Annotated in this window: 44 protein-coding genes and 1 pseudogene; 38 read left to right on the plus strand and 7 right to left on the minus strand. The window is 39.7% G+C overall.

Annotation, left to right across the window (positions count from 1 at the left end; translation table 11 throughout):
- Positions 1-54: 54 nt before the first annotated feature.
- Together NG795_RS27045 and NG795_RS27050 are read right to left on the minus strand one after the other, a co-directional pair.
- The gene (locus NG795_RS27045; protein ID WP_367291710.1) at positions 55-444 is read right to left on the minus strand and encodes a hypothetical protein; all 390 of its coding nucleotides are present in this window, start codon (positions 442-444) and stop codon (positions 55-57) included.
- Between the two features lie 38 nt (positions 445-482).
- Positions 483-671 (minus strand): hypothetical protein, encoded by a 189-nt coding sequence (locus tag NG795_RS27050; RefSeq protein ID WP_367291711.1) that lies wholly within the window; start codon positions 669-671, stop codon positions 483-485.
- A gap of 135 nt (positions 672-806) precedes the next feature.
- Here NG795_RS27050 and NG795_RS27055 point away from each other — a divergent pair, with 135 nt between their 5' ends.
- The 31 genes from NG795_RS27055 (at position 807) to NG795_RS27205 (ending at position 18,929) form a co-directional block, all read left to right on the plus strand.
- Positions 807-1,187, plus strand: coding sequence for a helix-turn-helix domain-containing protein (locus NG795_RS27055; protein ID WP_367291712.1), 381 nt, complete (start codon positions 807-809; stop codon positions 1,185-1,187).
- Between the two features lie 462 nt (positions 1,188-1,649).
- Positions 1,650-2,780 (plus strand): AAA family ATPase, encoded by a 1,131-nt coding sequence (locus tag NG795_RS27060; RefSeq protein ID WP_367291713.1) that lies wholly within the window; start codon positions 1,650-1,652, stop codon positions 2,778-2,780.
- A gap of 88 nt (positions 2,781-2,868) precedes the next feature.
- Positions 2,869-3,156: a hypothetical protein gene (locus NG795_RS27065; RefSeq protein WP_367291714.1), complete on the plus strand. Its 288-nt coding sequence runs from the start codon at positions 2,869-2,871 to the stop codon at positions 3,154-3,156.
- 35 nt (positions 3,157-3,191) lie between these two features.
- Positions 3,192-4,721, plus strand: a complete 1,530-nt coding sequence (locus NG795_RS27070) for an AAA family ATPase (RefSeq protein WP_367291715.1) — start codon at positions 3,192-3,194, stop codon at positions 4,719-4,721.
- A gap of 96 nt (positions 4,722-4,817) precedes the next feature.
- Positions 4,818-4,943, plus strand: coding sequence for a hypothetical protein (locus NG795_RS27075; protein WP_367291716.1), 126 nt, complete (start codon positions 4,818-4,820; stop codon positions 4,941-4,943).
- 161 nt (positions 4,944-5,104) lie between these two features.
- Positions 5,105-5,485, plus strand: a complete 381-nt coding sequence (locus tag NG795_RS27080) for a hypothetical protein (protein WP_367291717.1) — start codon at positions 5,105-5,107, stop codon at positions 5,483-5,485.
- 62 nt (positions 5,486-5,547) lie between these two features.
- Entirely contained in the window at positions 5,548-5,751 is a 204-nt protein-coding gene (locus NG795_RS27085; RefSeq protein ID WP_367291718.1) for a hypothetical protein, read from the plus strand.
- 41 nt (positions 5,752-5,792) lie between these two features.
- Positions 5,793-6,146 (plus strand): hypothetical protein, encoded by a 354-nt coding sequence (locus NG795_RS27090; protein ID WP_367291719.1) that lies wholly within the window; start codon positions 5,793-5,795, stop codon positions 6,144-6,146.
- A 129-nt stretch (positions 6,147-6,275) separates the two neighbouring features.
- Positions 6,276-6,647 (plus strand): DUF1257 domain-containing protein, encoded by a 372-nt coding sequence (locus NG795_RS27095; RefSeq protein ID WP_367291720.1) that lies wholly within the window; start codon positions 6,276-6,278, stop codon positions 6,645-6,647.
- Positions 6,648-6,715: 68 nt separating this feature from the next.
- Positions 6,716-6,976 (plus strand): hypothetical protein, encoded by a 261-nt coding sequence (locus NG795_RS27100; protein WP_367291721.1) that lies wholly within the window; start codon positions 6,716-6,718, stop codon positions 6,974-6,976.
- Between the two features lie 56 nt (positions 6,977-7,032).
- Entirely contained in the window at positions 7,033-7,359 is a 327-nt protein-coding gene (locus NG795_RS27105) for a hypothetical protein (RefSeq protein WP_367291722.1), read from the plus strand.
- Positions 7,360-7,396: 37 nt separating this feature from the next.
- Complete coding sequence (locus tag NG795_RS27110; protein WP_367291723.1) at positions 7,397-7,882, plus strand: hypothetical protein; 486 nt, start codon at positions 7,397-7,399, stop codon at positions 7,880-7,882.
- 268 nt (positions 7,883-8,150) lie between these two features.
- Positions 8,151-8,429: a hypothetical protein gene (locus NG795_RS27115; protein ID WP_367291724.1), complete on the plus strand. Its 279-nt coding sequence runs from the start codon at positions 8,151-8,153 to the stop codon at positions 8,427-8,429.
- 260 nt (positions 8,430-8,689) lie between these two features.
- Positions 8,690-9,088, plus strand: coding sequence for a DUF3846 domain-containing protein (locus NG795_RS27120; RefSeq protein ID WP_367291725.1), 399 nt, complete (start codon positions 8,690-8,692; stop codon positions 9,086-9,088).
- Between the two features lie 33 nt (positions 9,089-9,121).
- Positions 9,122-9,400 (plus strand): hypothetical protein, encoded by a 279-nt coding sequence (locus tag NG795_RS27125; protein WP_367291726.1) that lies wholly within the window; start codon positions 9,122-9,124, stop codon positions 9,398-9,400.
- Positions 9,393-9,725, plus strand: a complete 333-nt coding sequence (locus NG795_RS27130; RefSeq protein ID WP_367291727.1) for a hypothetical protein — start codon at positions 9,393-9,395, stop codon at positions 9,723-9,725. Before NG795_RS27125 ends, NG795_RS27130 begins: the two co-directional genes overlap by 8 nt.
- Before the next feature lie 129 nt (positions 9,726-9,854).
- Positions 9,855-10,112 (plus strand): hypothetical protein, encoded by a 258-nt coding sequence (locus NG795_RS27135; protein WP_367291728.1) that lies wholly within the window; start codon positions 9,855-9,857, stop codon positions 10,110-10,112.
- A gap of 78 nt (positions 10,113-10,190) precedes the next feature.
- On the plus strand, positions 10,191-10,517 hold the full coding sequence (locus NG795_RS27140) for a hypothetical protein (RefSeq protein ID WP_367291729.1): 327 nt from the start codon (positions 10,191-10,193) through the stop codon (positions 10,515-10,517).
- A 377-nt stretch (positions 10,518-10,894) separates the two neighbouring features.
- The gene (gene iscB / locus NG795_RS27145) at positions 10,895-12,292 is read left to right on the plus strand and encodes an RNA-guided endonuclease IscB (protein ID WP_367291730.1); all 1,398 of its coding nucleotides are present in this window, start codon (positions 10,895-10,897) and stop codon (positions 12,290-12,292) included.
- Between the two features lie 21 nt (positions 12,293-12,313).
- Positions 12,314-12,709 carry a hypothetical protein gene (locus NG795_RS27150; RefSeq protein WP_367291731.1) on the plus strand — a complete coding sequence of 132 codons (396 nt, stop codon included), beginning with the start codon at positions 12,314-12,316 and terminating at the stop codon, positions 12,707-12,709.
- Positions 12,710-12,754: 45 nt separating this feature from the next.
- Complete coding sequence (locus NG795_RS27155) at positions 12,755-13,207, plus strand: ASCH domain-containing protein (protein WP_367291732.1); 453 nt, start codon at positions 12,755-12,757, stop codon at positions 13,205-13,207.
- A 53-nt stretch (positions 13,208-13,260) separates the two neighbouring features.
- Positions 13,261-13,620 carry a hypothetical protein gene (locus tag NG795_RS27160; RefSeq protein ID WP_367291733.1) on the plus strand — a complete coding sequence of 120 codons (360 nt, stop codon included), beginning with the start codon at positions 13,261-13,263 and terminating at the stop codon, positions 13,618-13,620.
- Between the two features lie 33 nt (positions 13,621-13,653).
- Positions 13,654-14,265 (plus strand): GIY-YIG nuclease family protein, encoded by a 612-nt coding sequence (locus NG795_RS27165; protein WP_367291734.1) that lies wholly within the window; start codon positions 13,654-13,656, stop codon positions 14,263-14,265.
- A 2-nt stretch (positions 14,266-14,267) separates the two neighbouring features.
- The gene (locus NG795_RS27170) at positions 14,268-14,636 is read left to right on the plus strand and encodes a hypothetical protein (RefSeq protein ID WP_367291735.1); all 369 of its coding nucleotides are present in this window, start codon (positions 14,268-14,270) and stop codon (positions 14,634-14,636) included.
- The gene (locus NG795_RS27175; RefSeq protein WP_367291736.1) at positions 14,617-14,907 is read left to right on the plus strand and encodes a hypothetical protein; all 291 of its coding nucleotides are present in this window, start codon (positions 14,617-14,619) and stop codon (positions 14,905-14,907) included. Before NG795_RS27170 ends, NG795_RS27175 begins: the two co-directional genes overlap by 20 nt.
- 86 nt (positions 14,908-14,993) lie before the next feature.
- The gene (locus NG795_RS27180) at positions 14,994-15,209 is read left to right on the plus strand and encodes a DUF2997 domain-containing protein (RefSeq protein ID WP_367291737.1); all 216 of its coding nucleotides are present in this window, start codon (positions 14,994-14,996) and stop codon (positions 15,207-15,209) included.
- 37 nt (positions 15,210-15,246) lie between these two features.
- Positions 15,247-15,573, plus strand: coding sequence for a hypothetical protein (locus tag NG795_RS27185; protein ID WP_367291738.1), 327 nt, complete (start codon positions 15,247-15,249; stop codon positions 15,571-15,573).
- A gap of 298 nt (positions 15,574-15,871) precedes the next feature.
- Complete coding sequence (locus NG795_RS27190) at positions 15,872-16,627, plus strand: antirestriction protein ArdA (protein ID WP_367291739.1); 756 nt, start codon at positions 15,872-15,874, stop codon at positions 16,625-16,627.
- A gap of 42 nt (positions 16,628-16,669) precedes the next feature.
- Positions 16,670-17,608, plus strand: a complete 939-nt coding sequence (locus NG795_RS27195) for an AcrVA2 family anti-CRISPR protein (protein WP_367291740.1) — start codon at positions 16,670-16,672, stop codon at positions 17,606-17,608.
- A gap of 496 nt (positions 17,609-18,104) precedes the next feature.
- Entirely contained in the window at positions 18,105-18,593 is a 489-nt protein-coding gene (locus NG795_RS27200) for a hypothetical protein (RefSeq protein ID WP_367291741.1), read from the plus strand.
- Between the two features lie 12 nt (positions 18,594-18,605).
- Positions 18,606-18,929 (plus strand): hypothetical protein, encoded by a 324-nt coding sequence (locus NG795_RS27205; RefSeq protein WP_367291742.1) that lies wholly within the window; start codon positions 18,606-18,608, stop codon positions 18,927-18,929.
- A 266-nt stretch (positions 18,930-19,195) separates the two neighbouring features.
- On the opposite strand, the gene NG795_RS27210 is transcribed toward NG795_RS27205, so the two are convergent.
- A complete protein-coding gene (locus NG795_RS27210; protein ID WP_367291743.1) occupies positions 19,196-20,191 on the minus strand; it encodes a glycosyltransferase in 996 nt (331 codons plus the stop codon).
- A 216-nt stretch (positions 20,192-20,407) separates the two neighbouring features.
- Here NG795_RS27210 and NG795_RS27215 point away from each other — a divergent pair, with 216 nt between their 5' ends.
- Positions 20,408-20,572: a hypothetical protein gene (locus NG795_RS27215; RefSeq protein ID WP_367291744.1), complete on the plus strand. Its 165-nt coding sequence runs from the start codon at positions 20,408-20,410 to the stop codon at positions 20,570-20,572.
- A 70-nt stretch (positions 20,573-20,642) separates the two neighbouring features.
- Here the strand turns inward: NG795_RS27215 and NG795_RS27220 are convergent.
- Positions 20,643-22,031, minus strand: a pseudogene (locus NG795_RS27220) (sulfotransferase family protein).
- Here NG795_RS27220 and NG795_RS27225 point away from each other — a divergent pair.
- Positions 22,030-22,305, plus strand: a complete 276-nt coding sequence (locus NG795_RS27225) for a DUF2281 domain-containing protein (protein WP_367291745.1) — start codon at positions 22,030-22,032, stop codon at positions 22,303-22,305. The pseudogene NG795_RS27220 and the gene NG795_RS27225 overlap by 2 nt on opposite strands.
- The gene (locus tag NG795_RS27230) at positions 22,292-22,735 is read left to right on the plus strand and encodes a type II toxin-antitoxin system VapC family toxin (protein WP_367291746.1); all 444 of its coding nucleotides are present in this window, start codon (positions 22,292-22,294) and stop codon (positions 22,733-22,735) included. The genes NG795_RS27225 and NG795_RS27230 overlap by 14 nt, the downstream gene beginning before the upstream one ends.
- A 47-nt stretch (positions 22,736-22,782) precedes the next feature.
- Here the strand turns inward: NG795_RS27230 and NG795_RS27235 are convergent, their stop codons facing one another.
- Positions 22,783-22,968, minus strand: coding sequence for a hypothetical protein (locus tag NG795_RS27235; RefSeq protein WP_367291747.1), 186 nt, complete (start codon positions 22,966-22,968; stop codon positions 22,783-22,785).
- 69 nt (positions 22,969-23,037) lie between these two features.
- Here NG795_RS27235 and NG795_RS27240 point away from each other — a divergent pair, with 69 nt between their 5' ends.
- From NG795_RS27240 to NG795_RS27255, 4 genes are all read left to right on the plus strand, one after another.
- Entirely contained in the window at positions 23,038-23,454 is a 417-nt protein-coding gene (locus NG795_RS27240; RefSeq protein WP_367291748.1) for a XisH family protein, read from the plus strand.
- Positions 23,442-23,771 carry a XisI protein gene (locus NG795_RS27245; protein WP_367291749.1) on the plus strand — a complete coding sequence of 110 codons (330 nt, stop codon included), beginning with the start codon at positions 23,442-23,444 and terminating at the stop codon, positions 23,769-23,771. The genes NG795_RS27240 and NG795_RS27245 overlap by 13 nt, the downstream gene beginning before the upstream one ends.
- 72 nt (positions 23,772-23,843) lie before the next feature.
- Positions 23,844-24,068, plus strand: a complete 225-nt coding sequence (locus NG795_RS27250) for a hypothetical protein (RefSeq protein ID WP_367291750.1) — start codon at positions 23,844-23,846, stop codon at positions 24,066-24,068.
- Complete coding sequence (locus tag NG795_RS27255; protein ID WP_367291751.1) at positions 24,058-24,426, plus strand: putative toxin-antitoxin system toxin component, PIN family; 369 nt, start codon at positions 24,058-24,060, stop codon at positions 24,424-24,426. Before NG795_RS27250 ends, NG795_RS27255 begins: the two co-directional genes overlap by 11 nt.
- An 82-nt stretch (positions 24,427-24,508) precedes the next feature.
- Here the strand turns inward: NG795_RS27255 and NG795_RS27260 are convergent, their stop codons facing one another.
- Both NG795_RS27260 and NG795_RS27265 read right to left on the minus strand, forming a co-directional pair.
- The gene (locus NG795_RS27260; protein ID WP_367291752.1) at positions 24,509-24,853 is read right to left on the minus strand and encodes a type II toxin-antitoxin system RelE/ParE family toxin; all 345 of its coding nucleotides are present in this window, start codon (positions 24,851-24,853) and stop codon (positions 24,509-24,511) included.
- On the minus strand, positions 24,850-25,208 hold a 359-nt coding region (locus NG795_RS27265; protein ID WP_367291753.1), incomplete at its 5' end, for an addiction module protein. The genes NG795_RS27265 and NG795_RS27260, both read right to left, overlap by 4 nt.

Here is a 25,208-nt window from a genome sequence, read left to right on the forward strand (position 1 = left end):
CTTTTCAAGCCCCAGGCTAAAAATCCCTGAATGTAAAGCTTTCAGCCCTCATTCTTAACTTTTGTCAGTCAACCAGCGTTGTACCTGTTTAAGCATTTTGGCGATCGCACAACTAGCAATACAGTTGGCGTGTCCATTGGGCTGGGGCTGTTGAAGTTCGGGAATAATCCACAACCGGCTAATCAATAGCACTTGCCAAGTTGTCAACAGATGGCGATCGCCCTTCAGCCATCTTTCCTGAGTTGTGAACAAATCACGTTGTTTGTTCCAATGAGGAATCGCCATGATGATACACCCCACTGGTTTATTGTTTAATGCAATCTGGTATGCAAACGGTAATGCTCTCCGGTCTACCGGGCGGTGCAGATAATGATTTTCTGTCACCAGTTTTTGCGCCCACTGTAAGTCACAGCGATTTACCTGTAGATTTTTCCTCATACTCATTGTCAACACCCTCAATATTGTGTTAGGCCACTAGGCCACTATGAAACTAAACCATCAAATAAATTTGGTTGGTTGGTTAGGTAAAAATCCACAATGTTGGCGATAACCAAAGATTGAGTTTTTTGTTCTAAAGCCGAAATTACTTCAATTTTCCGTTTTGTTTCTGGAGAAATATTGAAGCTCGTCTTTTTCAGTTTCATTTCTCCACTGCTTCTATTTTGTTTCATCTGGGACCTCTTTCTCTCCGGGTGGAGGGCCTACTTCTTGTGATATTGACCACAGCTTACCAAATATTCCAGCTATCCGTCAATCCCGGTAAGGGTCGTTTTAGTAAAGTTTTGTAATGTTATGGAGAATTAAGGATGAGGGCAGCGTCTATCGTGGATTTTGAGGAACAACAGCGGTTAGCCGACTTATTGAAATACCTTCGCGGAAGGCAAAGTCAACGGGAGTTCGGGAAAATTCTTGGTGTATCCCATCCAACGATATCTGGATGGGAAAATTGTCAATGGGAGCCCTCGGAGAAATATCTGGAGAAAATTGCTGAGTTATCCGGGAAAACACTGTCGGATTTAAAAGCATATCTCCAGTCCAACACCAGCCCTGAGACCTTTGTGATACCCCCCCAGCAAACATCTCGTCCACTTGAACTTAATCTTGAAGGAACCTATTCCCTTAATCAAATTGCTCGAATTCTCCGGATTCTTGCAGATATGCTGGACCCTCCTGACTCACCCTCCTAAAATGGACAACTATCGCCTTTAACTAAACCTTTTGACTGAATACCTAACTGAACACCGGTCTGAAGACCTTGCTGAACACCTACAAGTCTTGTTTAGCAAGGTTTTTCAGTATTTGCCCGCCCTGAGCGTTCAAATCTAGTCTAGGTTTTCATTTTTTTAGTTTTTACCTGGGATTTTATTCATTTAATTTCTGAGCTAAGTTTTAGAGAGTGTAGTCTTCAGACTCTTCATAATTCCTGCTGTGTATAGCTTTTAGGTCTTCAGTCAAGTTTTCAGTTAGGTCTTCAGTCTCTTCAGAAACCTGCACTTTAAATGTTTTAAATGCTCACTTGGACCGCATAACCCTAATCATTGACTTTTTTCTTTAATAATCTTTCTTTACAAAAATTTACTTACCATTTTAGGTAAGCTATGGTAAATTAAGGTTAGAGTGGTAAAAAGCTAGAGAAACAGGAGAAAATCATGAAAAAATTACCAACGACCTGGACAAAGTTAGAGTTAAGCGGATTTGATATAAATCCAGAAGTGGTACCAGCCAAAGGAATAAACCGGCAGATGGTGGATATGGCGTGTGACGTGCTGCAAGCCAACCGAATCGCAATCCGGAACCGGACGGTTCAACTAGCGCTGAAAGAAATATATGGAGTAGGGGGGTCAGCCACTGATGTCTGTAATTTCTTGAGAGAGTGGCGCAAAGATAACACCGCAGCACTGAAAGAAGGAAAAGATGACAAGGATTTAGTATCGGCTATTTTGGAATCAGTCGATGATGGATTACTTGCAGATGAGGAAATTCCCGAAGAATTCTTAGCTATTTCTAAACAACTGATGACGGCAGCGTATCGGATGGCTTATCAAACGGCTGATACCGCTATCAGTGGCGATCGCTTACGTCAACTCAGCATCGAGAATGATACTCTGCGCCAACAACTCAAAGAGTTTCCCAAAATGCAGTTGGAACTAGACTTCTATCAAAAACAGTACGAACGGCAACAAACTGAACTTAAAGATGCTTATATGCAACTCAATAAGCAGCAGCTGTCTGATTCTGAAGAATTTCAGAAACGTTTGGATAGTTTGATGTCGGAGCGGAATAATTTAGTCGAACAATTGGCGATCGCATCAGAACGTCTTAAAGAATTGAATGAGGCTGAATCGTCAATCGCTAAACTCTCGGGTTCCCTATCCACTCGTGAACAAGAAGTTGAAGCCCTGCAATCACAAATTCAAACCCTACAACAGTCTCAAGGAGAAAAAGAGGTTATTCAACAACAGTTAGCCGAAGTCAAACAACAATTGGCTACAGCACACGAAACAATTACTCAACTTCAAAGCCAATCTCGTCAATCTGGGGGTCTTGAAGTTGATGTAGATGTAGACCAACTTCTTGCCGATAATCAAGAACTCAATCATCTCGTTGATGTTCTTAATTCCCAAATCGACCACTATAAACAACTCATTGATTCTGATTCTGATTCTGTTTCTGTTCTTGATTCTGTTTCTGTTCTTGATTCTGTTATTGATGATGAGGAATTTACAGAAGTGGAATCAAAGAAGGGGTCAAAGGGTAAAAAGGAAAAACAAACAGCCTAGAATCAGAAAAATAGAGGGGCAGTTATTGGGACTGCCCTTCAAACTAAACACACAGCAATTACTGAAGTAATTACAGGGGCCAGCCCAAGTGAAAGAAGCAGAAAAATACCTATTTTTGAAGGCAGAAATTCTAGCGGAGATAAAAAAAGTTCAGTCCAATCTTCAATTAGGGTTGAAAAATCCGCAAAATGATTGGGGTTATCAAGAGCAAATTGTTAAGGCACAATCAAAAATTGAAATCCTTAACCACTTAAAAGCCTTAATCAATTATCTGGATAATAATCAGGTCATCAGAAAATATAATCAATCAGTTCAACGACTGGAACGGTGTTACAATCTACCACCGCGTCAATCCACTACACCAGAAAAAGAATAAGTAAATTAACCAAAATCAGGGGAAGCAGGAGAGATATGGAAATAATTGCAGAATTGAGGACAGTTTTACAGGCGAGATATTCATTGATTTATGCAGTGGCAAAAGATGAAGAGATTGCCGAAGAAACTCTAATCGAAGCCACTGAGAAAAAAAGACAAATATATTTTTGGGATTTTTCAAGAGGGTGGAGCGATTCAGGTAAAGATAAAGGAAATCCGATGCAAGCACTGAATCGGGTAGCATCGGCTCCACCAGAACAAGCAACTTTGTTCGTAATGAAGGATTTGGCGAATGTCATAGCCCCCCTGAACGGAAAATTGACAATGGCACAGATTCCGATAGTTCGCGAAATAAAGAATCTGGCTCGGGAAATGAGTCGCGATAGGCGCTGTCTAATTCTCCTGAATCATGATGTGCTGCTGCCCAAAGAACTAGAAGAAGAAGCATTAATCATAGACTTCAGTCTACCTATTTTAAATGAAATTCACCAAATCATTGATACATTGGTGGGGAAAAAAATTAAGCTATCTCCAGAGGACCGGGAAAGATTGGGTAAAGCGTGTCAAGGTTTGACTCGAATTCGCATCCAGCGTGTACTGGCAAAGTCTTTGGTAAAACATCATTCAATCACACCAGCAGTTATTGATGAAGTAATTGACGAAAAACGCTCAACAATCCGCAAAACAGAAATCCTCGAATTCATTAACTGTGACCGAGGCTTAGAATCAGTCGGCGGCTTAGACAATCTCAAACTATGGGTACGCTCAAGAAGCGGTAGTTTCTCGGAAAAAGCCCGTGATTATGGTTTACCCATGCCCAAAGGTGTGTTATTGGCAGGAATTCAGGGAACTGGAAAATCTCTCGCCGCTAAAACCATTGCTCACGAATGGAAACTGCCTCTGTTACGCTTGGATGTTGGTCGGCTGTTTGGCGGTATCGTTGGTGAATCTGAATCTCGTACCCGGCAGGCTATTCAAATTGCTGAGGCTATCAGTCCATGTGTTCTCATGCTAGATGAAGCAGAGAAAGCGTTCAGTTCTGGTGGTGGTGAAGGTGACAGTGGAACATCTAAGCGTGTATTCGGTACATTTCTCACTTGGATGCAAGAAAAAACTGCTCCGGTCTTTATCGTAGTCACCGCCAATAATGTTGAACTGCTTCCACCTGAGTTTCTTCGCAAAGGTCGGCTAAATGAAATCTTTTGGGTAGATTTGCCCAGTCATGAAGACCGTAAATCTATTTTTAACGTCCACTTGACCCGATTACGCAGCGATCGCCAATTTGATTTAGATTTATTGGCTTCAAGGTCTAAAGATTTCTCAGGGGCAGAAATCGAACAAGCAATTTATGATGGTATGCAGTTCGGGTTTTCTCGTGACGAAGAATTTACTGAGACCGATTTACTCAATGCGATCGCCTCTACTGTTCCTTTACAACAAATAGCTTCTGACAAAATTCAACATCTTCGTGATTGGGCTTCCAAGTCTGGTGCTAGAAGTGCCTCCTTCTCTCAACAATCAACTCAACAATTACAAGATTATCGCATTGAAGTAGATTGTGATTAATTCGAGAATATCTTAAAATTAGAATAGTTTGGTTAATCAATACTTGACTATTTTGATTCAGACAAGTGTTCAGTAAATTACTTAAGAAAATTTACCATGACTACCAAAAATATTCGAGTAGAAATTACCCAAACTATGGAAATCAGTTCAGATAAAGTTCCTCAACTTGCCCAAATTGATGATGCTGAACAGGTTTGGAATGATGATGACCTCAAAGAATAATTAATTAAATTAACTGAAGAATCAGGCAACTTTGAAGTCAGTTTTGCTGAATTTTGGTCAGAAGAACAAGGAGAAGTTTTGGAAGAATCAGAAGAATCAGAATCAAAAGTTGTTTGATTATTTGCTTTCGCTGTGTTTGATGCTGTTTCAGGAAATGACAAATGTCTAGTAAATTAGAAAAACCTCAAGTAAATACTGAACGACAAATAATTACAATTGAGGAACCAATTGATGAACCAATCGGTATTTTGAATGAAGTTTTTGAATATATCCAACAACTTCAGGCGAAATATGGGGAATATAAAAATGTAACACTGAATTATGTTCCAGTCACCTATGAAGATTATCAGTATGAGGTCAGGTACGACCGGCTAGAAACTGATGATGAACTAAACGAAAGGATTCAAAACGAACGTACTGCTCTGGAAGAATGGATGAAAACTCAAGAGAAAGAGCAACTCAAACAACAAATTATTGAGCAAAAACAAAGGTTGCAGCAAGAGTTAACTCAACTTGAACAATCACTCAAAACTTTGGATTAACTTCCCGGTCAAGTAGCCTAAAAACTACTTGACTCATTACCAGAGATTTACTAATATCAAAAGTGTTCTACTTTCAATTAAGTTCTGGATATTTAAAGTTTGATGAAATTGATAACTTTCAATCTGTTGAACAATTAAACCAGTTCTTAAATCAAGATTCTGAAGCAGCCGGTGCATTGAAAACTAAATTATTGGAATTGGCTGTGAAATCTTTGAAGAATGATGGAGATGCTTATGTTACGGCCATAAAAATTGAAGAATTTTAGGCTCTCGCTTTTGTTAGTGATATGTAGGAAAAATCAAGTCAATGAATATCAAGCCCGAAACAGGAATCAAAGTCTCATCTTCTCTAGGAACCTTTCTATTCCAAAACTGGAATTATTTCTTAGATTACTTGGTAGATGTTAAAAGTCCAATTCGTCTTGATGAATATAAATTGAAGATTTTTTATAAATCTACAGTGATTTATGTTGAATCATTTTCAGATGACGAAAATGAAGGAGGTTTTGGTTACGAGTATATTCGAGACAATTATCTGGAAATAGAAAATCTAAAACTCCTTCCACCAGAAATTCTCAGACAACAATTTCCCGAAAATTATAACCAACAATATGCTTCTGAATTTGATTCGACTCAATCACCTAAAATGCCAATGATTTAAACTCAACCTAATGTCATTCATGCTGATTTTGTTAAACTACCTCCAATCTCTTAACTAAACTTGGGCAGGTGCAATTCCTGCCTTAACCAAATCTTCAGTACCGGAAACAAACTCAAAAGAGGAGTCAAAATGTCACACTTTACAACAATCAAAACTCAAATCAAAAACGGTAATATTCTCCAGCAAACTCTTCAACAACTAAATTATGTTGTTGAACGCAACAGCATAGTCAGAGGCTACCAAGGAATTACAACTACGGCTGATTATGTCATCAAACGCCAAAATGGATACGATATCGGTTTCCTGAAAACTGGGGAAATTTATGAAATGGTGGCGGACTTCTGGGGTGTTGACCTTCAAAAAGAATTTATCCAGCAAATAAATCAAAGCTATGCCCAAAATGTGGTACTGAATTATGCTCAAGAAAAGGGATATGAAATTGAATCCCAAGAAACTCTTGAAGATGGTTCGGTTCGTTTGGTAATGGCAGGTTGGGTCTAATCAGTAGGTAATCTTTTGGGGCGGTCTATTTCCGGCCTATCAACTCCATAAACTCAAGGAACGGTCTAATGCTCGAAATGCAACATCCTGAAAAACGTCAAGTTCAACCTGATGAAATCAGAAAATGGTTAGTCGATTATGTCAAAACTGGAGAAATTACTCTGCAAGAATTGGTTATGATATCAGATAATTTCTCTCTTGATGATAATGATATCGATACCCAAGCATATATTGAAAGACAAATCGCTAAAATGTCCATTGATAATTTATTGAATGCTGTTTATCAGTTATTTGATATTTACATAATCGAAATACCTGAAAATAGTTGAAAACTGTTTAATCGGGTTTGTTCAATCGTTTTAATCGTTCATAAAAAGGAAAACCAATGACTAAAGCATTAGGATTTTATTTAGATACAATTCCTCCAGAGTTAGCTAAAATAGAAGAAGTTGCCAGCAAGATTTCACCCAAATCATGGACTCTTCTTATAGGATTTTGTGCAAATCGAGCATCCAATCTTTTATGGGCAGAATGTTCAACCAATGAAAATTCCTTAGTAATTTCAACAGGAGATATAATTCTAAAAAGGGTATTGGCAGACCCGGTGATAAAACCTGTTTCTGAAATTGATGATTCTAATATGTCCGCAAAAAATTGGTTATCCGTTATTGCATGGTGTCAAGATATGGCCATAACAAGTTTCCATCAATAAAAGTAAACATCCATTGACCACAAAAACCAACAAAACTATGACCTACTTTACTGCCGACGAAGCCTTTGTACAATTGATTGAGATTTTGTTTGATAAAGGCAAATTTCCCGAATATCAATCATTAGAGATTTGTGTTGCAGAAGTCTTATCTGGATTCCTGGAAAAAGAAAGGGTTAAGCATATTATTCAGCAATTTTTTCCCCTAAATGTTGATGTTCCTGATGAGGTTGCCAACAAAGTTGCCGTTGATTCTGTTGATGTCGCGAATGAAGTTACTAATGAAGTTACTGATGTAGTTGTTGAGAAAAAAGTTTGTGCATTCAGGTTTAGTAATTTTGATTTGGATGAAGATGAATTACCAGAATTAGCAAATTTCAAGAATGCAAAAGAATTGAACGATTTCTTGGATAAAGATAATGAGGAAGCTGAAGCTCTAAGAGTCAAAATATTTGAGTCAGGTTTAGCAGCCCTCTCTAAAGATGAAAATGCCAACTCAACAGCTATTGAAATATTCAAGGAATAGGAGAGTAAAACATTTGGTAGTATTTGATTATGCCGGTTTATCAGGTAGTATTCCACGCTTAACCTGTTATTCGGACAGATGCAATTGCGCTACTCTGATTCGTCAACCTTATATCGGGGATGCAATGTGGCAAACAGCAATTGAACAATTTAAACAACAACATCCTTATTCTTCAGCAATGTCTTGGTCTGAATATCAAGAGTTGAAGAATTAACACCAGCCCCCAATAGCGTACAAGCAGGTCGCTCCTGCAACAATGGAGGTTTTTATGTATTCTGAACAAACTAAAGTGACTTGGGAATCCGCCAGTCAAGGCTCAATGGTTGAGAAAACTGGGACAATTTATTCATTTCTACCAAGTTATTGTGTCCCGATTCTGCAAGAACCTTGGTTGGCTGAGTTGAAACCAAGTCAACTAAAATTCAATCCCTCCGAATGTTCCAAAAACGAACGATATCTTGTCAAAGTAGTTATTCCTTTAAAACGCGGAGGGGAAAAAGATGTCTATTATGCTCCTAGAGCATCTGTATTAACTAAAGTCGATTAATAGCGTATTTAGCAGGTCGCTCCTGCTTTGACTATGAAATTTCCTGAATTTCTAAAAGAATGTGCTAAAAATGCCGAACTCATTGCTGAATTCAATCGCTCAAACCAGTGCAATCTTTGTCAACTTAATTTGGATAATCCTCGGGATGTTGAAATTATGGACCAATTTATTGTTTTTGTTTATTTATATGTTTGGTTACCTCTTCAAAATCAATAGTCTGTTGCTCTCGCTTCTTGTGTTGATGTTTCTAAAATCTAATCATGTTCTTACTAATTCAACCCGGCAAAGTTACCTTACGCACTAACGATGAGGAACTTGAATTAAAACCTATGCAAAATCTAGTTGGGGAAGAAGGTGATTCGGCTTCAGTTGAATACGTTTATAAACTTTTTTCAGACCCTAACATAGATTTGGTTTGCGATGATGAATTCCTTTTAAAATCATTTCCTCCTACTTGTGTGGTGGGAAATCTCAAAAACATTGATGAAATCATTGTCTTATGTGGCAATGTTCTCGCTGTAGCTACTACTTCAGATGGACAAACAATTGGTTTAACTCAACAACAAGTTGATATTGTTCTGGATTCTTTATTGGTCGTAATTAAAGAATCTAACAACAAATTAACTACTGTTAAAGCCCGAGAAGTTTATCAACCTTAATAACGTTTGGGTAGGTCGTTCCTGCCTATTTCAATGACCAAACATACAATTTTCACTTTTCACAACATTCAAATTACAGGAAAAGACAACCCTGGTATTGGATTCTGTTACGACCTTCGTCCCATTGCCCAAGCACTTCAGATTACTGTTGACGAGTTAAAACAAGCAATCCTGGAAACTAATAGTAAATTAGAACAGGACAGAGTGCTTTACACTGATTTAGCAGATGCTTTGTTCTGGCTAAAAGAACAGGGGAATGATAGGGCTGATGAACTAATTAGACAATTAGTTACCGATGCCTTATATGCCTAATTTACCTAAAAATACAGAAAAAAGAAAAATGACTAAATCTTGTTTAGACTGTCAACACTGTAAACAATGGCATCAAAGCCAAACTTTCTGGGAACCTGAAGATTCAGGCTGGGAATGTAATCATCCAAAAATCGTTTCTAATAACCCAGATGACCCATTATCAGATGTCGAAGACCCAGAAGAACTAGCAAACCAATGTGAATTTTATGAACCAATTGATTATCAAGCTATTCATGAGTTTGAAGACCAAATGGATGATAAAGTCACCGCTGCAACCAAAGAATACCTAGAAGCACTAAAAATCCATGAAGCAGCACTGGATTAACCTCATTTGCACCCCCCGGCTTCATCTCTAAATCTATTGAGGAAAGTTGATGGTTACTTCTTGTTAACTGTTACTTTCCTCAAATCAAATGGCTATCGCTTAAATTGGTGGAGTTTACATACCGATATTATGTTAACAGTAGAACCAACCAAACAACGAACCAAATCCTGTTTTGATTGTGTTTCATGCTATAAATGGCATAATGAAACAACCTTTGAAGAACCTGAAGAAAAAAAGGGTTGGGACTGTCAACATCCTGGGGTTAGTGAAACTGAACAACCTCTGGAAAACCCAGACCCAACTTATGCCAATTCTTGTTCGTTCTTTGAAATATTTGACTATAAAGAATTTCAACGAATGAATGGGTTGATACCTTTGAACAATTAAGGAATTCACCTCTAATTGAGGAAAGTATTGTCACTTTCCTCAAATCCATCAATCATACATCAACCAAATCATCAAATCATGCCTAAATCAACCAAATCAACCAAATCAACTAATGAATTAACTCCACAAGAATCATTGGAATTAATGCAAAAAGCCTCAAGTGAGTTTTATCAAAAGGCTATTGCCACCAACTGTCACGCTTTCATTGAATTTACCGGATTGATGAACGAATATATCAAGATTTGTCGGGATTATCAACAGAATAATCCAAATCATGATTTTCGTGAACATAATCAGCATACGGGTTATGTGATGAAACTTCAGCCCTATCAAGCTGATTACATCAAAGAAAAATTGCATTGTATCTACCAAAATGAGATTTTTTCCGCTGCTCACCACGATTAGTTTATTGTTTCCATCAATTAATCTCATAATCAATCTCAGAATCTATCTTATTGAGATAGCTGCACCAGACCGAGGGCGCAGAGATTATGAGGATGACCAACCTACCTCAACTAACCCACAATTTATTTAGGAGCAACTGGTCAACGACCCACCACTAAATCTTAGATTATAGTGGGGGCTTGTAAAAGTCCATAGTTGACCCGTCTAAGTCTTAACTGACTACGTTATCTAGGTCATAGCACCCAAGAATGCTTCAACAGTTTTTGGCTCTGCTGTCAGTCATTAAACGTCCGATTTGGGTTTAGGCAGTGTGGCTGATATGACAAGCCTAGATAACTTTGACTCGTTGAACTTTACCCTAGAAATAGGAGTTTTCAATGTCCACCAAAAATGCAGTTTTTGTTCTGGATGTCAATCGTAATCCTTGTAATCCAGTTCACCCGGCTGTTGCTAGAAAGTTACTTTCTTCAGGAAAAGCAGCAGTATTTCGTCAATATCCATTCACAATTATTCTCAAAGGAGAATCCACTGATAAAGTAAAAGAATTAAGGATTAAAATAGACCCAGGTGCAAAATTCACAGGTTTAGCTTTAGTCTCAGATACAAATATCGGCTGGGCGGCTGAACTAGAACATCGGGGTTTTGCTATCAGAGATTCTTTGACTAGCAGAAGACAACAACGCCGAAATCGTAGACAACGTAAAACCAGATACCGTAAACCGAGATTTCTTAATCGTCGTCGTCCTGAAGGCTGGTTACCTCCTAGTCTAATGTCTCGGGTTTACAACATTCAGACATGGGTGAATCGTTTGTGTAAACTGGCTCCGGTCAACGCAATTAGCCAAGAACTGGTTAAGTTTGACACTCAGAAAATGGTGAATCCTGAAGTGAAAGGAGTTGAGTATCAGCGTGGTGAACTTTTGGGGTACGAAGTTAGACAATATTTACTTGAAAAGTTTAACCATACCTGTGTTTACTGCGGAGCAACTGATAAACCTTTTAACATTGACCACTTTTATCCTAAATCTAAAGGAGGTTCAGACAAAGTTTCCAACTTAGTTTTGTCTTGTGTTGATTGCAATCAAGCTAAAAGCAATAAATTACCTGCTGAGTTTTTGAGTGACCGCTTACATATCTTGACCAAAATCGATAAGCAACGCAGGAAACCATTAGCTGATGCTGCTGCGGTCAATGCTACTCGGTGGAAACTTAAGCAAATTCTTGAAAATACTGGCTTACCTGTTGAATTGGGTTCAGGTGGTTTGACCAAATACAATCGGCAACGTTTAAGGATTAGCAAAAGTCATTGGACAGATGCTGCTTGTGTTGGAGATTCCACTCCCGATACTCTTAATGTTACAGGTTATCAGCCATTGATTATTAAGGCTATGGGCAGAGGTTCTCGTCAAATGGTTAAGCCTGACAAATATGGATTTCCTCGTACTTCTCCCAAACTCAGGCAGAAATCATTCTACGGGTTTCAAACTGGCGATATTGTCAAAGCTGTTGTTACTAAAGGTAAAAAGGTAGGTACTTATGTTGGAAGAGTAGCTGTTCGCAAAACAGGGAACTTCAACATTAAAACCAAAACTGATACGGTTCAAGGAATCAGTTACAAATATTGTCGTCATTTGCATAAATCCGATGGTTATGCTTATAGCTTTGGTGAAGTCTTAGAACAGGTAAAATCGTCAAAAGAAGTTAAGTCAGTTCAGACTCAATCACCTCCTAAACGATTTCAAGGATTTCACGGTCAACAATTAAGTCTGTTTTAACTAAACGGAGGAAAGTAGATTATGATGATGACCAACCTACCGACCAACCTACCAACCAAACTACCAACCAAACTACCTCAACCAACACATATCAAAGTATTTGACCCCGAAGCTATTGAAGTTCAATTGATTCATCTCAATGGTCAACCCATTCCTGATGATGCCAAACTTGAATATCAAGTTATTGTCCGCAAATGCAAAATTGCATATTTTCGTATTCCACCAGAATTTCGTGACTTCTTAATGAAGGTTCATCAAGATGCTGAAATTGTTGGCTTTGAATATAATTTTGAAGAAGCGGGTCTCAATTTCGGTATCATTGTTAAAGATAATGATTCTGTTGATTCTGCTGATTCTGAGTCTGATTCTGATGAGGAATCAGATGATGATGGAACGGAAGATTTAGCTGAAGAATAGTAGATTTGGGGGCAGGGAAAACCTGCCTCAATTTAGGAGGATTTTATGTCACAGACCCTAGAACAATTACAAGAAATTCGTGCCATTACTCTTTGGCAACCTTGGGCGGGATTAATTGCTCATAAATTCAAACAAATTGAAACTCGAAGTTGGTACACTAATTACAGAGGACTTCTGTTAATTCATGCAGCCAAACGTCCAGTCTATCCATCAGAACTTGAACCTTTCCTTCAATATGTTTCTAATTTGGACTTTATTCAGGATTTGGGTAAGATAGTGGCGATCGCCAAATTAACTGATTGTGTTTTGATGACGGAGGAATTTATTGAACAACAATCAGAATTGGAAAGACTTTGCGGAAATTGGCAACCCGGTCGATTTGCTTGGCAATTGGAAAACATTCAGAAAATTGACCCGATTCCTTGTCAGGGTAAACAAGGTCTGTGGATTCCGAATAAAGAGCTTATTGCTAAACTAATCCTTGACCAAGTTATTTAAGATATTCTGGAGCGGTTAATTCCGCTCTATCTCTTTTTTTTACCAGCAAAACAATGGAACTATCAGAAGAAATCAAAGCTCAGTTTTTTGAATTTTTGTCCAAGACCCGTTTGCTTAAGAATAGATGGATAAGTGATGAGAAGATAAAAGTTTATCTGAGATTATCTTGGAGAAAATATAATAATCAGGTTCAACAATTTTTGGATATTGCAGCTATTGAGGTTGATGAAGAATATCGATTTCAAGGATTAGGGAAACAGTTTCTGCAATTCTGTCGGTCAAATAGTCCTTATCCAGTAATGGTAGAAAACTGTGATAACCCACATCTGCGAAATCATCTCCAAAAACAAGGCTGGAATCTAATAGAACAAATTGATTATCCTCCCAGATGGGATTATTATTCTCCTGATTGAATCCTTTTTTCCTTGCTCTCGCTTAAACCTTTGATGTCTCTCAAGCTCATCATGGTTTGTTCTTCTTGGTTCTGGCATATTTATCGCTACGATGCAGGTGAAATCTATCCAGACTTCCAAGCCTGCTGTTTATTGGATATTTTGGTGAGTGAATCAACTGATGGTGAAGTCAAGACAAGTCTCAAGGTCTTAGAAAAATTAATGCGTTCGAGTAGGTCTCAGATTCAATCCAGTTTGGAGTTACTGAAACAACAAGATTTACTGGGACTGACATATCCACAAAATCCTTCTCAATTACTGGCCGGTGAACTCAGCATCAAACTTAATCTTGATAAACTCCAGAAAATCACTACCGGCCAATTTCCTGGCAATTCTACTTCTGAAACTCACGGTTTTGTTTACGTTATCCGCAGTGGCAATTTAGTCAAAATCGGTCGCACTAATAATTTAAAGCGTCGATTACGTCAACTTTCAACGATGAATTCTAAAGAACTGGAGTTGATTTGCTCTATTTCAACTGGTGATTCAGTTACATTGGAGAAACAACTTCATCAACAATTCAAACAATTTCGTCAACATGGTGAATGGTTTGACCTACCCGATGAATCTGTTCAATGGTTAAAGTCTTTATCAGAAAGGAGGTAAAAATGTTTGTTGTTCTAGCTTACTCACAAAAATTCTCCAAATGTTTTGGTCCATTTCCTGAAATGGATAAGGTAGTAGCTTGGTTAAATCTTCAGCCAGATATTCAGGTGAAACATGAGATTTTTGGCTTAATTCCACCTGACTATCCTGACCCCAAACCATTACCTTTATCATCTGAAAATAAAGAGGAGATGATTGTTTTTATTGGAAAAAATAAGTATTTGACCCATTGTTATGGTCCTTTTAAAGGATATAGCAGTTTGATTCAGTGGTTGAATGCACATTATGCAACCAATGCAGAACATTATCAAGGTGAACGTCTATATCGTTGTTTGGAGTTAATCAATCCTTATGAAAAAAACCATGTATGAATTCCGCAACAGCCTGGAAGACTATTTCTTAGCAAAAGTCGGTAATAGACAGGTTTTAGAAGAAAATGAGGTGTTTAAAGCAGTCCTAACCTCATATCAATATTATAGTCCAAAATTCATCGAACCTTATTGTAATAAGGATTTGATACCTAATTCAGTGGTAGGTATTATTCGGTGGGAATTTAGACGAGCAATTATCTTGAAAGTAACAGATTGGTCATCATTTGCCAATCATCTGGAAGATAACCTCAAACAAAAACTTGGACTGTAACTGTAATTTTGTCATTACATCACCTCGAAGTCGGAATGTAATGGCTTTGCCGGTTTAAATGATTCCCGGCCTATACGGAGAACACCATGCAACGTATTCAAATCCAAATGACGGTGAAACCTGATGGAACTATTGAGGAAAAAGTAATTTCCACTGGTCATGGAAATTCTTGCACTAATGTCACTTCTTCTCTTGAACAACATCTAGGACAAATTAGCGATCGCCAATTAACAGATGATTACTTACCATCTGTTAATACAGAATCAGATTATGTCCAAATGTTTGAGGATTTAACTCAATAATTTAGTTAAATTGAATAAATTGAAAGGAGAAAGTCTGATGAGTTTACAACAAAAACATTTCAAAGATTTACGACAAATGCCAGTACAATCGGCTCCTTGTCAAACTTGTCCCTTTGCTGGACAAAACCCTATTCCTTTAGAACCTGAACGATATACCGAATATCTTATGAATTTGGTTAAGGGGACAGGCCAACATCTTTGCCATTCTGCAAATGATGAAAAAGTTTGTCGAGGTGGAAGAGACATCCAACTCAGACTTTTGTACTGCAAAGGTGTCCTGGAGAAACCTACTGATGAAGCATTCCACAAAGCTATCACTCAGCAATTATTTCCTCATGAACTTGAAACTGAATCTGAACAATAATTAATTCCACCCTTGGGGTCATCAATCAATGACCCCTACCTTTACCTCCGCAAAATAATGAACTTATTTAGACCACTTAATGCTTCTTTTTTGTCACTTAACAATTCAGGTTTTTATTCAATTTGTTGTAGACGTAATACTTCTTGTCAAGGAGATGGCTATGCTGTCTGGATGAGAAAAGAAGGAAAATCATGGAAATGTTATGGTGATTTTTGCAAAATACATTTAGAGTCTAAATCAAAATCTTCTTAAAACTTGGCTCTCGCTTCTGGTTTTTGATGTTTTTCAAAATATCATCATGAGAAGAAATAAAGGATTAATGTTTCCCGAAGCGAGAACAGCTAGTGAAGTGGCTTATGCTCTCAAATCAGAAACTGATGGAAATGCAGTTATTCTCACAACAACTGATAAACAAGCAATAACTGATGAACGAGCAATTAATTTAGCGGTTGCTCTTGCCGGTGAAGAAGAAAATTGCAGGATAGGGGAGCGGTGTCGGGTATCCGAACCCCCATTAACAAGTCCGATGATTTATGTGGCTTGTTTGGCTGCATATAACCAGGGGATTATTCATGGATGGTGGATTGATGCAGTTCAAGATTCTGATGATATTCTGAGTGATATCCAAGAAATGTTGGAAACTTCACCAGTAAACGATGCTGAAGAATGGAGTATTCATGACTTTGATAATTTTGGCTCAATCCGAATCAGTGAGTATGAAAGCCTTGAAACCGTTGCTCGTTGGGGGCAGTTACTGGGAGAGAATCCCAACGAGGAGCAAGCCATTTCATATTATATTCAATATTGTCGAGAAAAAGAAGTTGAGCCGAATCATGAGCATTTTCAGGAGAGTTATATTGGATTTTGGGATGACTTAAAAGATTTTGCTCAATCTGATTACATTGCTGAACTTTATGATTTGTCAGGTTTTCAGACAAGAGAAGAGTTTTGGTCCCAATACATTGATTGGGAATATTTAGGTAGAGAATTGGATTTGGGTGGGGGTTTCTATATCGATGAAACTCCCAATGGTATCTACGTTTTCCACAACTAATTATTTTAGGGTTGGTTTATCCAACCCTACAAGGAGGTTATCTTGAAAGAAAGTAAAATGCTGAAACAATGGGCAGCTAATAGTAAATGGCTCCCAATTATTCTCAAAGACCGGAATTATAATTTACCTAAAGAATTTGGGAAATGGAGTGCTATTGCTACAGAATTGGCCTTGTGTATGGATGTTGACGATTTGGGAAAAACTCGGTTAGATGCAGCTTCGCAATTAACTACTCACCGAACATTTCTCTGGTTTCTCAGTGATTCACCAGTTTATTGTTTGTCAAGTAATTTACTCAAAGATTTATTAGAAACTGATGTCAATAAATTATCAGCAATTGCTGGATTAGTTGACACCGTTCCCTTGCATACACTTATGGTACTGTTTCCGTCTTGGTTTAAAACCCCAGATGGTTATCCTATAAGATATGCTATATTACACTGGGGGGATAAATCCAAACCAGAACAATCAACGGCATCAGGTTATGGAAAAACATTACACTACTTACCTCAAGAATATCAGGTCAATATTCATATATGTTTTTGTTGCAACCTGGGTGATGTGGTTTGGTTTTCAGGGACAGGATTAGAGGATGGTCAAATCAAAATTAATAACGATTATGCCTTCGGTAATGCAACAATTACCGAAGATGAAAAAACGTTCATTGAACAATTGCGTAGTCTGACCATTCAAATATTCATGTTGTTAGCCTATAAACCTGAATTAGTCGATTCTACTGATGTTGATGATGTAACCAAAGATTTTGGGAAAAAACATCCCCCGAAAAATTCTACTTCACCAAAACGTTATCCTAGAATGTTAGGGAAACATTATCAAAATCCCAGTCTGAAATCCCACACTCCTACTGGAATCAAACAACGCACCCATGTCCGCAAAGGGCATTGGAAAGAAATTCCTTGTGGTCCGGGTAAACAACAACGCAAAAAGATTTGGATTCAACCTTATTGGGTAGGGCTTTAATGATATAATAGTGGAGGGAAATTAACTCTCCACTATCCCCCAATCATTGTCATACAAGAGTTGCCAAAAATCACTCAACTACTACTTCCAATAATCAGTTAAAAAAGTCTGCTTACATTGCTTCATTTTAATTTGATAGCTAGTAAAGGAGCTTTATCAGCAGAAATTTATGAACAACCCTGGCAGTTTGGACAAGCAGTATAAGATGTATTTTTATATGACCAGTTACTTTTACATTGTCCAAGGCTAAATCCGGGGAAGAATCCAGTATGTCCAACCAAATTTAGTGGTGCAGAATGGCTGGAATTTGCCGGTTTGATTCAACAAAAACTGACCAAAATAGTAAAGGAGCCAGAAAATGATTAATGTACCATTGGCTGTTGCTGCTAACTTCACGAAAAATCAAATCAAGCGAATATCTCAACTGAGATTAACAAATTTCAAATCCTGGAAGAACCAGTAGATTGAGTTGAAGGCGCTGACATTGTTGACGGGAGTGAACAATACGAGCAAATCTTCGGTGCTGCAATCTCTATTGCTGCTTCGTCAATCGTATTGTGCCGGGGTGCTTCCTGATGTTGGTCTGGCGCTCAATGGCGAATTAGCCAATATCGGCACGGGTGGTGATGGGTTAGGCGAGCAGGCTCAGTCCGATAGCCTGGGATTTGAGTTGGTTGATGAACATGGCCAAAATGCCTGTTGGGAATTTGCCGTAACTCCAGCGGCTTCTGTCTTGAGTTTGGTCTCGGGGCCTGATGAGTCTGGCTATGGGGCAAGTTTGTTTGGCGATCGCTTTCGTTATGTGGGTCCCGAAGGTGTTGCTTTGGTGGAGCTTAGAGGCGAGATTGGTACTTCACGGCTAGGGCATCCTTCTTTAGAATCCCTCGATTTGGAACTGGAAGCTCAGGCATGGTTAGCCGAAATCAATCCCCACAGCGATCGCAATTCCCGCGCTTGGTCGATAATCACCTCCGTGTTGCCTTAAGCGAAGGGGTCGTTGCTTTTACTGGAACATCCTGAGACGGAGCTACACTCCAAGGCGATTGTTGGGCTGGGTGAGTTGTTCTCCTTGGCGGTGGCTGCCGGTATGCAAGTTGTCATCGAAACCCAGAGTGACCATCTGCTGAATGGAATTCGTCGGAGTGGGAAAAGAACTGAATCAGTCCAACTGGTAACGAGTGCGATCGCCGGGTGGTCAATCCCAACGTTGCTAGGCAACAACCCACAGCAACGATGGCAGCGGATAAAAGGGTTACCGTTGCCCGTAGCGCTGCGGAGCGACAATCGGCAATATGGAATCATCACCGGCAATCGCGCTTGACGACTGAAACGATTTGGTTGCGGCGATCGGCAGTTTCAACAAACAGGATGCCTACCCAAGATTGTCAACAACGGCACCAGTGGGTACTCAAAACAGGAGCATCGTGGGCGATCGCGACCGGCTCTGTGGCGACGAGGGCCTGCCCAGGTGTCAGGCAAGTTGTCCCCAATCGCTCTACTCCAGACAGAGCAAGCACGTCAACTCTGAGTAGAAGCCGGGTGAAAAATTCTTTCCTTATAAATCCAGCAACCTGTACTTACCCTGGCTCAAAGTAAAAAACGGTTCCCCCCAGTCGCCCAACGTATTAACCCCTCCCATTCGGGTAACTGGGTAAGGCGATCGCCATCGAATACCTCTCCCACATCCCCCGAAAATTCGGCAAAACTCTCCACCCAATGCACCACTGTTTCCACCGGCAAATAAGGCGAATAATTCCAAGACTTCTGTAAAAACTGGACCATTTCCTGTGGATGTCCAGTCCAATATAAATACCATCCAATCCACACCAAAGTATTGTAACGGACTCGCTTTTCTATCAACCGAATTGACATCGGAATCTGTGGCAGGGAGAAAAAATTATCCATCACAGCGGCAAGAGAATTCGCCTGGGGTAATCCTTTGTACATCGCACTCCCCGGATGCTGACGATAGCAAACTGTTACCTGACGCAACCAAGTTGCTTCACACCCCATCAGCGCCAGACGTAGGACCAAATCGGTATCTTCTGCGGGAGGAAATCGGCGATCGAACCCTCCGGCACGGATTAACCAATCCCGACGAAACATCATCGCACTGGGAAGCACAGGTTTCCAACGCAACCAAGATTCTAAATTGAGTTCCGGGACTTTTTCCCAGGGGGTGACTTCCATCAGGGGATTGCCCAGGCGATCGACCCGCCGCCAACCGCTGTGAACGATTCCGAGTTGGGGTTGCGCCGCAAATAAAGCAACTTGTGCGGTTAATTTATTCGGTAAGAAGTAATCATCCGCATCGAGAAAGGCGATTAACTCTCCCCGTGCTTCCTGAATGCCGTGATTTCGAGCAACGGAGACGCCTTGGTTGGTTTGGTAGAAGTAGCGCAGGCGATCGCGGTAGGGTTGCAGGCGATCGCCCGTGTCGTCGGTAGACCCATCATCAATAACAATGATTTCTGTATTCCGATAATTTTGACTTAAAACGCTTTCGACAGCAGTAGGAAGGTAATTAGAACAGTTATAAGTGGGAATAATCACACTAATTTTAGGAGAAGCAGCCTTTGACATCAGAAAATATTCAGGGGGAAGACTTGATTGAGCGTTCAGGCCAATCCTATCTTAACGCTTTGATGAACGGTTGAAAGGGTGGCAATGGAAGAAAAATCCTGATGATTTGATTGTTTAAGATAGTAGAGAAGTCGTGAAAAAGAGGAGGGGATTTGATGTTACACCTATAAAAAATGTGAAGGCCAACCCATTCGTCTTGTTTATAAAGTCATCCTAATGCAGCGACTGGAAAAGCCCACACTTTTCGAGGACAGACATTCTCGTCTCAAAGCACTGGCTCAATCTCGTGGCATCAGTGTCAATAAACTGATGGAAGAACTCTCGACGCTGGCACTGGCTGAGTTTGATGCTCAGATACGCTTTCAAGCCTTGGCAATATAGGGTGATATGGTGAGGGGTTTAGAGATTTTGGAGCGGTTTAGATGAACACGATTATTAGAGAAGGTGGGCCCTACCAGTTAAATTTTTGTCCTAGATAATCTTCCAGTTTTTCGTTATAGGGTTGGAAATATTGGGTCAGTTGTTGATGTAATGCTGGGCTAATGGCGTTATATTTTCGCTGATTAAGATTGCGATATTCTGGTAAGGGGTGATGTTCTAGTCCTAAAAATTTGTAAATCTGTTGCAGGGTTCCCGGGGGATTCTGAAATAGGTCTTCGCTGGGAAGGACTAAAATTTGTTCTCTGGGAAACTGCTCAAACCATTGGGGGAGATAGCGAATATACTGACTAAAGGCTAAGTGACAAGCTAAGTTTAAACTGATGTCAGTTCGATAAATCGCCTGTTGTTTGAGTAAACATTGAAGCCAGCTAACTCCTGTTTATAAGTCGCCATAAATTTGGTCGGCAATGGCATCGACTTTGGCTAAATCAATGTGAGCTATGCCGTCAAGGGTTTGGGCAAAAATCGGGTCACTGAGGCTTTGGCGCATATAAAAATCTGAAATGGCACGTTTGACTGGATTTCGCAACAGGATAATAATTTTAATTTCTGGAAACCAGTGGCGCAGATATTTGGCGAGGTTGGGTTGAATGATGTATCCGGGGGTGGCTTCTCCGGTTTGGTAAGTTGGATTATCAATGGGTGGAAAATAATCCAGATAATCAGTGAAAGTTTCCCCTTGTTGCCAATGGGTTACGCCAGTGAAGTAGTGCAGCTCTTTGGCGAGGGTGGGCAGAATTTTGGGATGTTGGCTCAGGTAGTGATAAAGGGAGGTTGTGCCGCATTTCCAAACGCCAATGATGAGAAAGTTGGGAGGGTGATTTCGTCGCTCTGTCCAAGCATGGTTAATCAGTTCGGGATAATGAGGCTCTAAAATGGCGCGATAAGACTGATGGAGGATTGTCCGGGCGCGTTGGGCTTGCCCTTGGGTGGCAACATCGCCCTCTCCCAAGTAACGATAGGCGGTGGAAAGCAGTAGCGGGGTAAAACCCCGATTGGGATAGTGATGATAGTTTGGCTTGACAAGATCGACGATGCGTTGGCAAAATTCGAGTAGTCTAGGGGATTCCAGACCCGCAAGGCGTTGAAGGCCGAAGTACAAACGCCAGTGATGCCATTGTGCCTGGGGATTGAGCGCGTGGGCTTGGAGGTAATGTTCCATCGCCTGGGGAATATCCCACAGGGTCCAGTGGAGACCCGCGATCCGTTCTTGGATTTTTGCGGGTTGGGGGCAGAAGGTTAAGGCTCTTTGGTAGTGGTCGAGGACGGCTTGGGTGTGGGAATGGGTGGGCATTGGTAATCTGGCTGTGAGGTGGCGATCGCGCTGTGGTATTAGTATAGAGGTAAAATCAACGTGGTGTGAGTAGGCTGACTTTACTGAAATTAAGGAAAGAATCATGATTCATATCGAACAAATCCAAAAAGATATTAATGAATTGCCTGAAGAAGCACAATCTTTACTCCTAGATTTTATTGATTTATTAAAAAAGCGCTATTCAACCCCAGAAAAACAAACAATCCACTCAAATCACACTCCCAATCATCAACTGAGTACCCTAGATATTCTGAAAGAATCTGGACTAATTGGCTGTATCAGCGCCGACCGAAATCTTTCTACGAATTACAAATCTGTTCTCCAAGAAGAATTAGATTCTAAATATGATAATTGTTGACACTGGGTTTTGGGTTGCTTTATTGAATGATAAAGACCAATATTACCAAAGCGCACAAGAGACTGTAGCTAAATATGCTTATGAACCTTTAATCACCACTTGGTCTGTTCTCACAGAAACTTCTCATTTACTTTTGCATCGTTCTGCAAATACCTATCAAGGGGTTCAAAAACAGCTTAGGTTAATCAGCCTTTTTCAAAAATATCCCCAAAGGTTTCAGTTATTCAATTTGCAAGAGACTCATTTAAATCGAATTAATTTTTTGATAGAGAAATATCAAAATTTGCCAATGGATTTAGCCGATGCTTCCCTTGTAATTTTGGCAGAGGAATTGGGAGAGGGTCGAATTCTTTCGGTTGATGATCGAGATTTTAATGCCTATCGATGGAAGAATGCAAAGCCTTTTCAGAATTTATTTGATAGGTTGTAGAGAGTGAGGTAGATATTTCCTCACCACCTTGAAAGGGCTGGCAATGTTTACTCTACGACTTTCTGGGGATTGACCGCCTTGGCTCGGAGGTAATGTTCCATCGCCTGGGGCATATCCCAGAGGGTCCAGTGGAGACCCGCGATCCGTTCTTGGATTTTCGCGGGTTGGGGGCAGAAGGTTAAGGCTCTTTGGTAGTGGTCGAGGACGGCTTGGGTGTGGGAATGAGTGGGCATTGGTAATCTTTCCGTTAGTTGGCGATCGCTTTATGGTATAAGTAGTGGTAAAATAGACTTGATTTGAGTATGCCAGCTAAGGATATATTTCATAATACTGTTAAAACCGCCCTCGAAAAAGATAAATGGACAGTTACTGACGAGAATCTATTTATTCAAGTTGAGGATATTGATTTTTACATAGACCTAACAGCAGAAAAAATTTTAGCTGCTGAAAAAACAGGTAAAAAAATAGCCGTAGAGATCAAGTCTTTTTTAGGCCCATCAGATGTAACTGAATTTCACCTAGCTCTGGGTCAATGTCTCAACTACCGTTCAGCATTGAGATTAACCGAACCCGATCGGATTTTGTATTTAGCGATTCCAGTAGATGTTTATAATGAGTTTTTTAGTCGCCAGTTTATTCAAAGAATCATTGGCGAATATCAACTCAAGTTACTCATTTTTAATCCAGCGCAAGAGGAGATTCTTCTATGGAAAGACTAAATTATCCAGAAATCGTTCAAAACATTTTGGAAAATCATGTCAAAAATTGCTCGAATCGCCAGACGGAAGTTAAATTGTTATTTGATCGCGATCGCGATCGCTATCAAGTGATGAATATCGGTTGGCAAGAGCTAACGCGAGTATTTGGTTGTATTATTTACATAGAAATTAAAGAGGATAAAATTTGGATCGAACGGGATGGTACGGAAATCGGAGTGGCTAATGAATTAGTAGAAGCTGGCGTTCCTAAACAGGATATCGTTTTGGCTTTTAAAGCCCCTTATAAACGAAAATTTACTGACTTTGCTGCAAGTTGATCTGATTGGCTGGGTATTGCTTACCCTACAACTGCACACCGCTATATATCCGTATTTGACCAAGAGATGGCAATGACATTCAGCACCTATCAACTCCCGTTAACTTTTGAACAAATCTTAATTCTAGTTAAACAACTTCCTCAAGAGGAGCAAATCAAACTCAAACAGGAAATTGATAAACGAATAAACGCCAGGGAAGAAGATTTGTTGACCGGGTTCGACCGCATTGGCAAAAATGCTCAAAAAAGAGGATTAACTGAAAAATTTCTTCAGGAATTACTGGCGGATGAATCCTAAGCTGATTGTAATTGATACCACTGTTTTAATTAGTGCGGTTTTGAGTCCAGAAGGAACTGCACGAAAAGTCTTAAATCGGGTTTATGAGAGCTTTAAAATTGCTCAAAGTGATGAAACCTATCAAGAATTAGAAACAAGGATTTACAAACGCAAATTTGATAAATATATTTCCGATGAAGAACGAGAAGATTTCTTGAGAGTCGTCAAACATTATAGTCAATTGGTCAAGGTGGAATCTCAAGTTGAGATTTGTCGAGATGTTGAGGACAATAAATTTTTAGAATTAGCGATCGATGCTAACGCCGTATTTCTGAATTACTGGCGATCGCGATTTATTATCCTTAAAAACCCAATTTGAATCTCAAACATTAATTGTGACTCGTAGAGAGTTTTTGGAACAGGAGAAATGACGAATTGGTGGGCAATGCCCACCCTACCCATTACAACTGGATTGAAAGGACGTTAGTTTTCATAGAAACGACCAGAAAGATTAAAGTCGATTTTCCCAGTAAAGGGGTTTGCGTTGCCAGTGCATCACTGCCACAATTAAAAGTGTTTCTTCCTCTTGAATTTCGATAAATAATACTATAGGGAAAACGTCCCATACGGCAATACCGTGTATTCGCCGATAACAACGACCAAGCTTTAGGAAATCGTTGGATGCGATCTAAAGTGCGATCGAATTCATCTAAAAAAGCATCGCCCAAGTCAGGATTGATGTTGTCGTAGTAGTTAACGGTATCATTTAACTCTTGTTTTGCGGCGGGATGAAAATCATAAATCATTTTTGGTGTCTTTCCCGCAACTCCTGCATAACTTCTGACCCAGAAATCCGTGTCACTCGACCTTCCTGAATACCTAACACTCGTTTTTCTGCTTCTTCTGCCCAAGCTGCATTGATTTCATTTTGTTCTACTGTATCCAGACTGTTTAATAACTGTTCTGCTAACATGACTCGTAAATGGGGAGACAAGTTTATAGCAGCGATCAAGACATCATCGTAAGCCGCATTAACCATAGAATTTTGTGGATGAGGTACGCTTTCTTGAATTATAGCAAGTAGTAGCGTGTCTAGGCTAAAATTGTGGGTAAAGGTGATGCAATTTAATTCGAGCGTCTTCTGTAGAAAATCGCCATTTA

Source organism: Laspinema palackyanum D2c (assembly GCF_025370875.1).
Classification (GTDB): Bacteria; Cyanobacteriota; Cyanobacteriia; order Cyanobacteriales; family Laspinemataceae; genus Laspinema; species Laspinema palackyanum.

Excerpts from the sequence above, each read along its gene's own strand:
- NG795_RS27060 (WP_367291713.1), top strand. The coding sequence starts at position 1,650 with ATGAAAAAATTACCAACGACCTGGACAAAGTTAGAGTTAAGCGGATTT.
- NG795_RS27160 (WP_367291733.1), top strand. The coding sequence starts at position 13,261 with ATGGAACTATCAGAAGAAATCAAAGCTCAGTTTTTTGAATTTTTGTCC.
- NG795_RS27120 (WP_367291725.1), top strand. The coding sequence starts at position 8,690 with ATGTTCTTACTAATTCAACCCGGCAAAGTTACCTTACGCACTAACGAT.
- NG795_RS27075 (WP_367291716.1), top strand. The coding sequence starts at position 4,818 with ATGACTACCAAAAATATTCGAGTAGAAATTACCCAAACTATGGAAATC.
- NG795_RS27255 (WP_367291751.1), top strand. The coding sequence starts at position 24,058 with ATGAATCCTAAGCTGATTGTAATTGATACCACTGTTTTAATTAGTGCG.
- NG795_RS27095 (WP_367291720.1), top strand. The coding sequence starts at position 6,276 with ATGTCACACTTTACAACAATCAAAACTCAAATCAAAAACGGTAATATT.
- NG795_RS27215 (WP_367291744.1), top strand. The coding sequence starts at position 20,408 with ATGCAGCGACTGGAAAAGCCCACACTTTTCGAGGACAGACATTCTCGT.
- NG795_RS27185 (WP_367291738.1), top strand. The coding sequence starts at position 15,247 with ATGAGTTTACAACAAAAACATTTCAAAGATTTACGACAAATGCCAGTA.
- NG795_RS27100 (WP_367291721.1), top strand. The coding sequence starts at position 6,716 with ATGCTCGAAATGCAACATCCTGAAAAACGTCAAGTTCAACCTGATGAA.
- NG795_RS27050 (WP_367291711.1), bottom strand. The coding sequence starts at position 671 with ATGAAACAAAATAGAAGCAGTGGAGAAATGAAACTGAAAAAGACGAGC.
- NG795_RS27155 (WP_367291732.1), top strand. The coding sequence starts at position 12,755 with ATGTCACAGACCCTAGAACAATTACAAGAAATTCGTGCCATTACTCTT.
- NG795_RS27245 (WP_367291749.1), top strand. The coding sequence starts at position 23,442 with ATGGAAAGACTAAATTATCCAGAAATCGTTCAAAACATTTTGGAAAAT.
- NG795_RS27170 (WP_367291735.1), top strand. The coding sequence starts at position 14,268 with ATGTTTGTTGTTCTAGCTTACTCACAAAAATTCTCCAAATGTTTTGGT.
- NG795_RS27110 (WP_367291723.1), top strand. The coding sequence starts at position 7,397 with ATGACCTACTTTACTGCCGACGAAGCCTTTGTACAATTGATTGAGATT.
- NG795_RS27045 (WP_367291710.1), bottom strand. The coding sequence starts at position 444 with ATGAGTATGAGGAAAAATCTACAGGTAAATCGCTGTGACTTACAGTGG.
- NG795_RS27090 (WP_367291719.1), top strand. The coding sequence starts at position 5,793 with ATGAATATCAAGCCCGAAACAGGAATCAAAGTCTCATCTTCTCTAGGA.
- NG795_RS27140 (WP_367291729.1), top strand. The coding sequence starts at position 10,191 with ATGCCTAAATCAACCAAATCAACCAAATCAACTAATGAATTAACTCCA.
- NG795_RS27165 (WP_367291734.1), top strand. The coding sequence starts at position 13,654 with ATGTCTCTCAAGCTCATCATGGTTTGTTCTTCTTGGTTCTGGCATATT.
- NG795_RS27180 (WP_367291737.1), top strand. The coding sequence starts at position 14,994 with ATGCAACGTATTCAAATCCAAATGACGGTGAAACCTGATGGAACTATT.
- NG795_RS27210 (WP_367291743.1), bottom strand. The coding sequence starts at position 20,191 with ATGTCAAAGGCTGCTTCTCCTAAAATTAGTGTGATTATTCCCACTTAT.
- NG795_RS27055 (WP_367291712.1), top strand. The coding sequence starts at position 807 with ATGAGGGCAGCGTCTATCGTGGATTTTGAGGAACAACAGCGGTTAGCC.
- NG795_RS27175 (WP_367291736.1), top strand. The coding sequence starts at position 14,617 with ATGAAAAAAACCATGTATGAATTCCGCAACAGCCTGGAAGACTATTTC.
- NG795_RS27230 (WP_367291746.1), top strand. The coding sequence starts at position 22,292 with ATGATAATTGTTGACACTGGGTTTTGGGTTGCTTTATTGAATGATAAA.
- NG795_RS27130 (WP_367291727.1), top strand. The coding sequence starts at position 9,393 with ATGCCTAATTTACCTAAAAATACAGAAAAAAGAAAAATGACTAAATCT.
- NG795_RS27190 (WP_367291739.1), top strand. The coding sequence starts at position 15,872 with ATGAGAAGAAATAAAGGATTAATGTTTCCCGAAGCGAGAACAGCTAGT.
- NG795_RS27125 (WP_367291726.1), top strand. The coding sequence starts at position 9,122 with ATGACCAAACATACAATTTTCACTTTTCACAACATTCAAATTACAGGA.
- NG795_RS27135 (WP_367291728.1), top strand. The coding sequence starts at position 9,855 with ATGTTAACAGTAGAACCAACCAAACAACGAACCAAATCCTGTTTTGAT.
- NG795_RS27080 (WP_367291717.1), top strand. The coding sequence starts at position 5,105 with ATGTCTAGTAAATTAGAAAAACCTCAAGTAAATACTGAACGACAAATA.
- NG795_RS27260 (WP_367291752.1), bottom strand. The coding sequence starts at position 24,853 with ATGATTTATGATTTTCATCCCGCCGCAAAACAAGAGTTAAATGATACC.
- iscB (WP_367291730.1), top strand. The coding sequence starts at position 10,895 with ATGTCCACCAAAAATGCAGTTTTTGTTCTGGATGTCAATCGTAATCCT.
- NG795_RS27235 (WP_367291747.1), bottom strand. The coding sequence starts at position 22,968 with ATGCCCACTCATTCCCACACCCAAGCCGTCCTCGACCACTACCAAAGA.
- NG795_RS27070 (WP_367291715.1), top strand. The coding sequence starts at position 3,192 with ATGGAAATAATTGCAGAATTGAGGACAGTTTTACAGGCGAGATATTCA.
- NG795_RS27225 (WP_367291745.1), top strand. The coding sequence starts at position 22,030 with ATGATTCATATCGAACAAATCCAAAAAGATATTAATGAATTGCCTGAA.
- NG795_RS27115 (WP_367291724.1), top strand. The coding sequence starts at position 8,151 with ATGTATTCTGAACAAACTAAAGTGACTTGGGAATCCGCCAGTCAAGGC.
- NG795_RS27250 (WP_367291750.1), top strand. The coding sequence starts at position 23,844 with ATGACATTCAGCACCTATCAACTCCCGTTAACTTTTGAACAAATCTTA.
- NG795_RS27240 (WP_367291748.1), top strand. The coding sequence starts at position 23,038 with ATGCCAGCTAAGGATATATTTCATAATACTGTTAAAACCGCCCTCGAA.
- NG795_RS27150 (WP_367291731.1), top strand. The coding sequence starts at position 12,314 with ATGATGATGACCAACCTACCGACCAACCTACCAACCAAACTACCAACC.
- NG795_RS27105 (WP_367291722.1), top strand. The coding sequence starts at position 7,033 with ATGACTAAAGCATTAGGATTTTATTTAGATACAATTCCTCCAGAGTTA.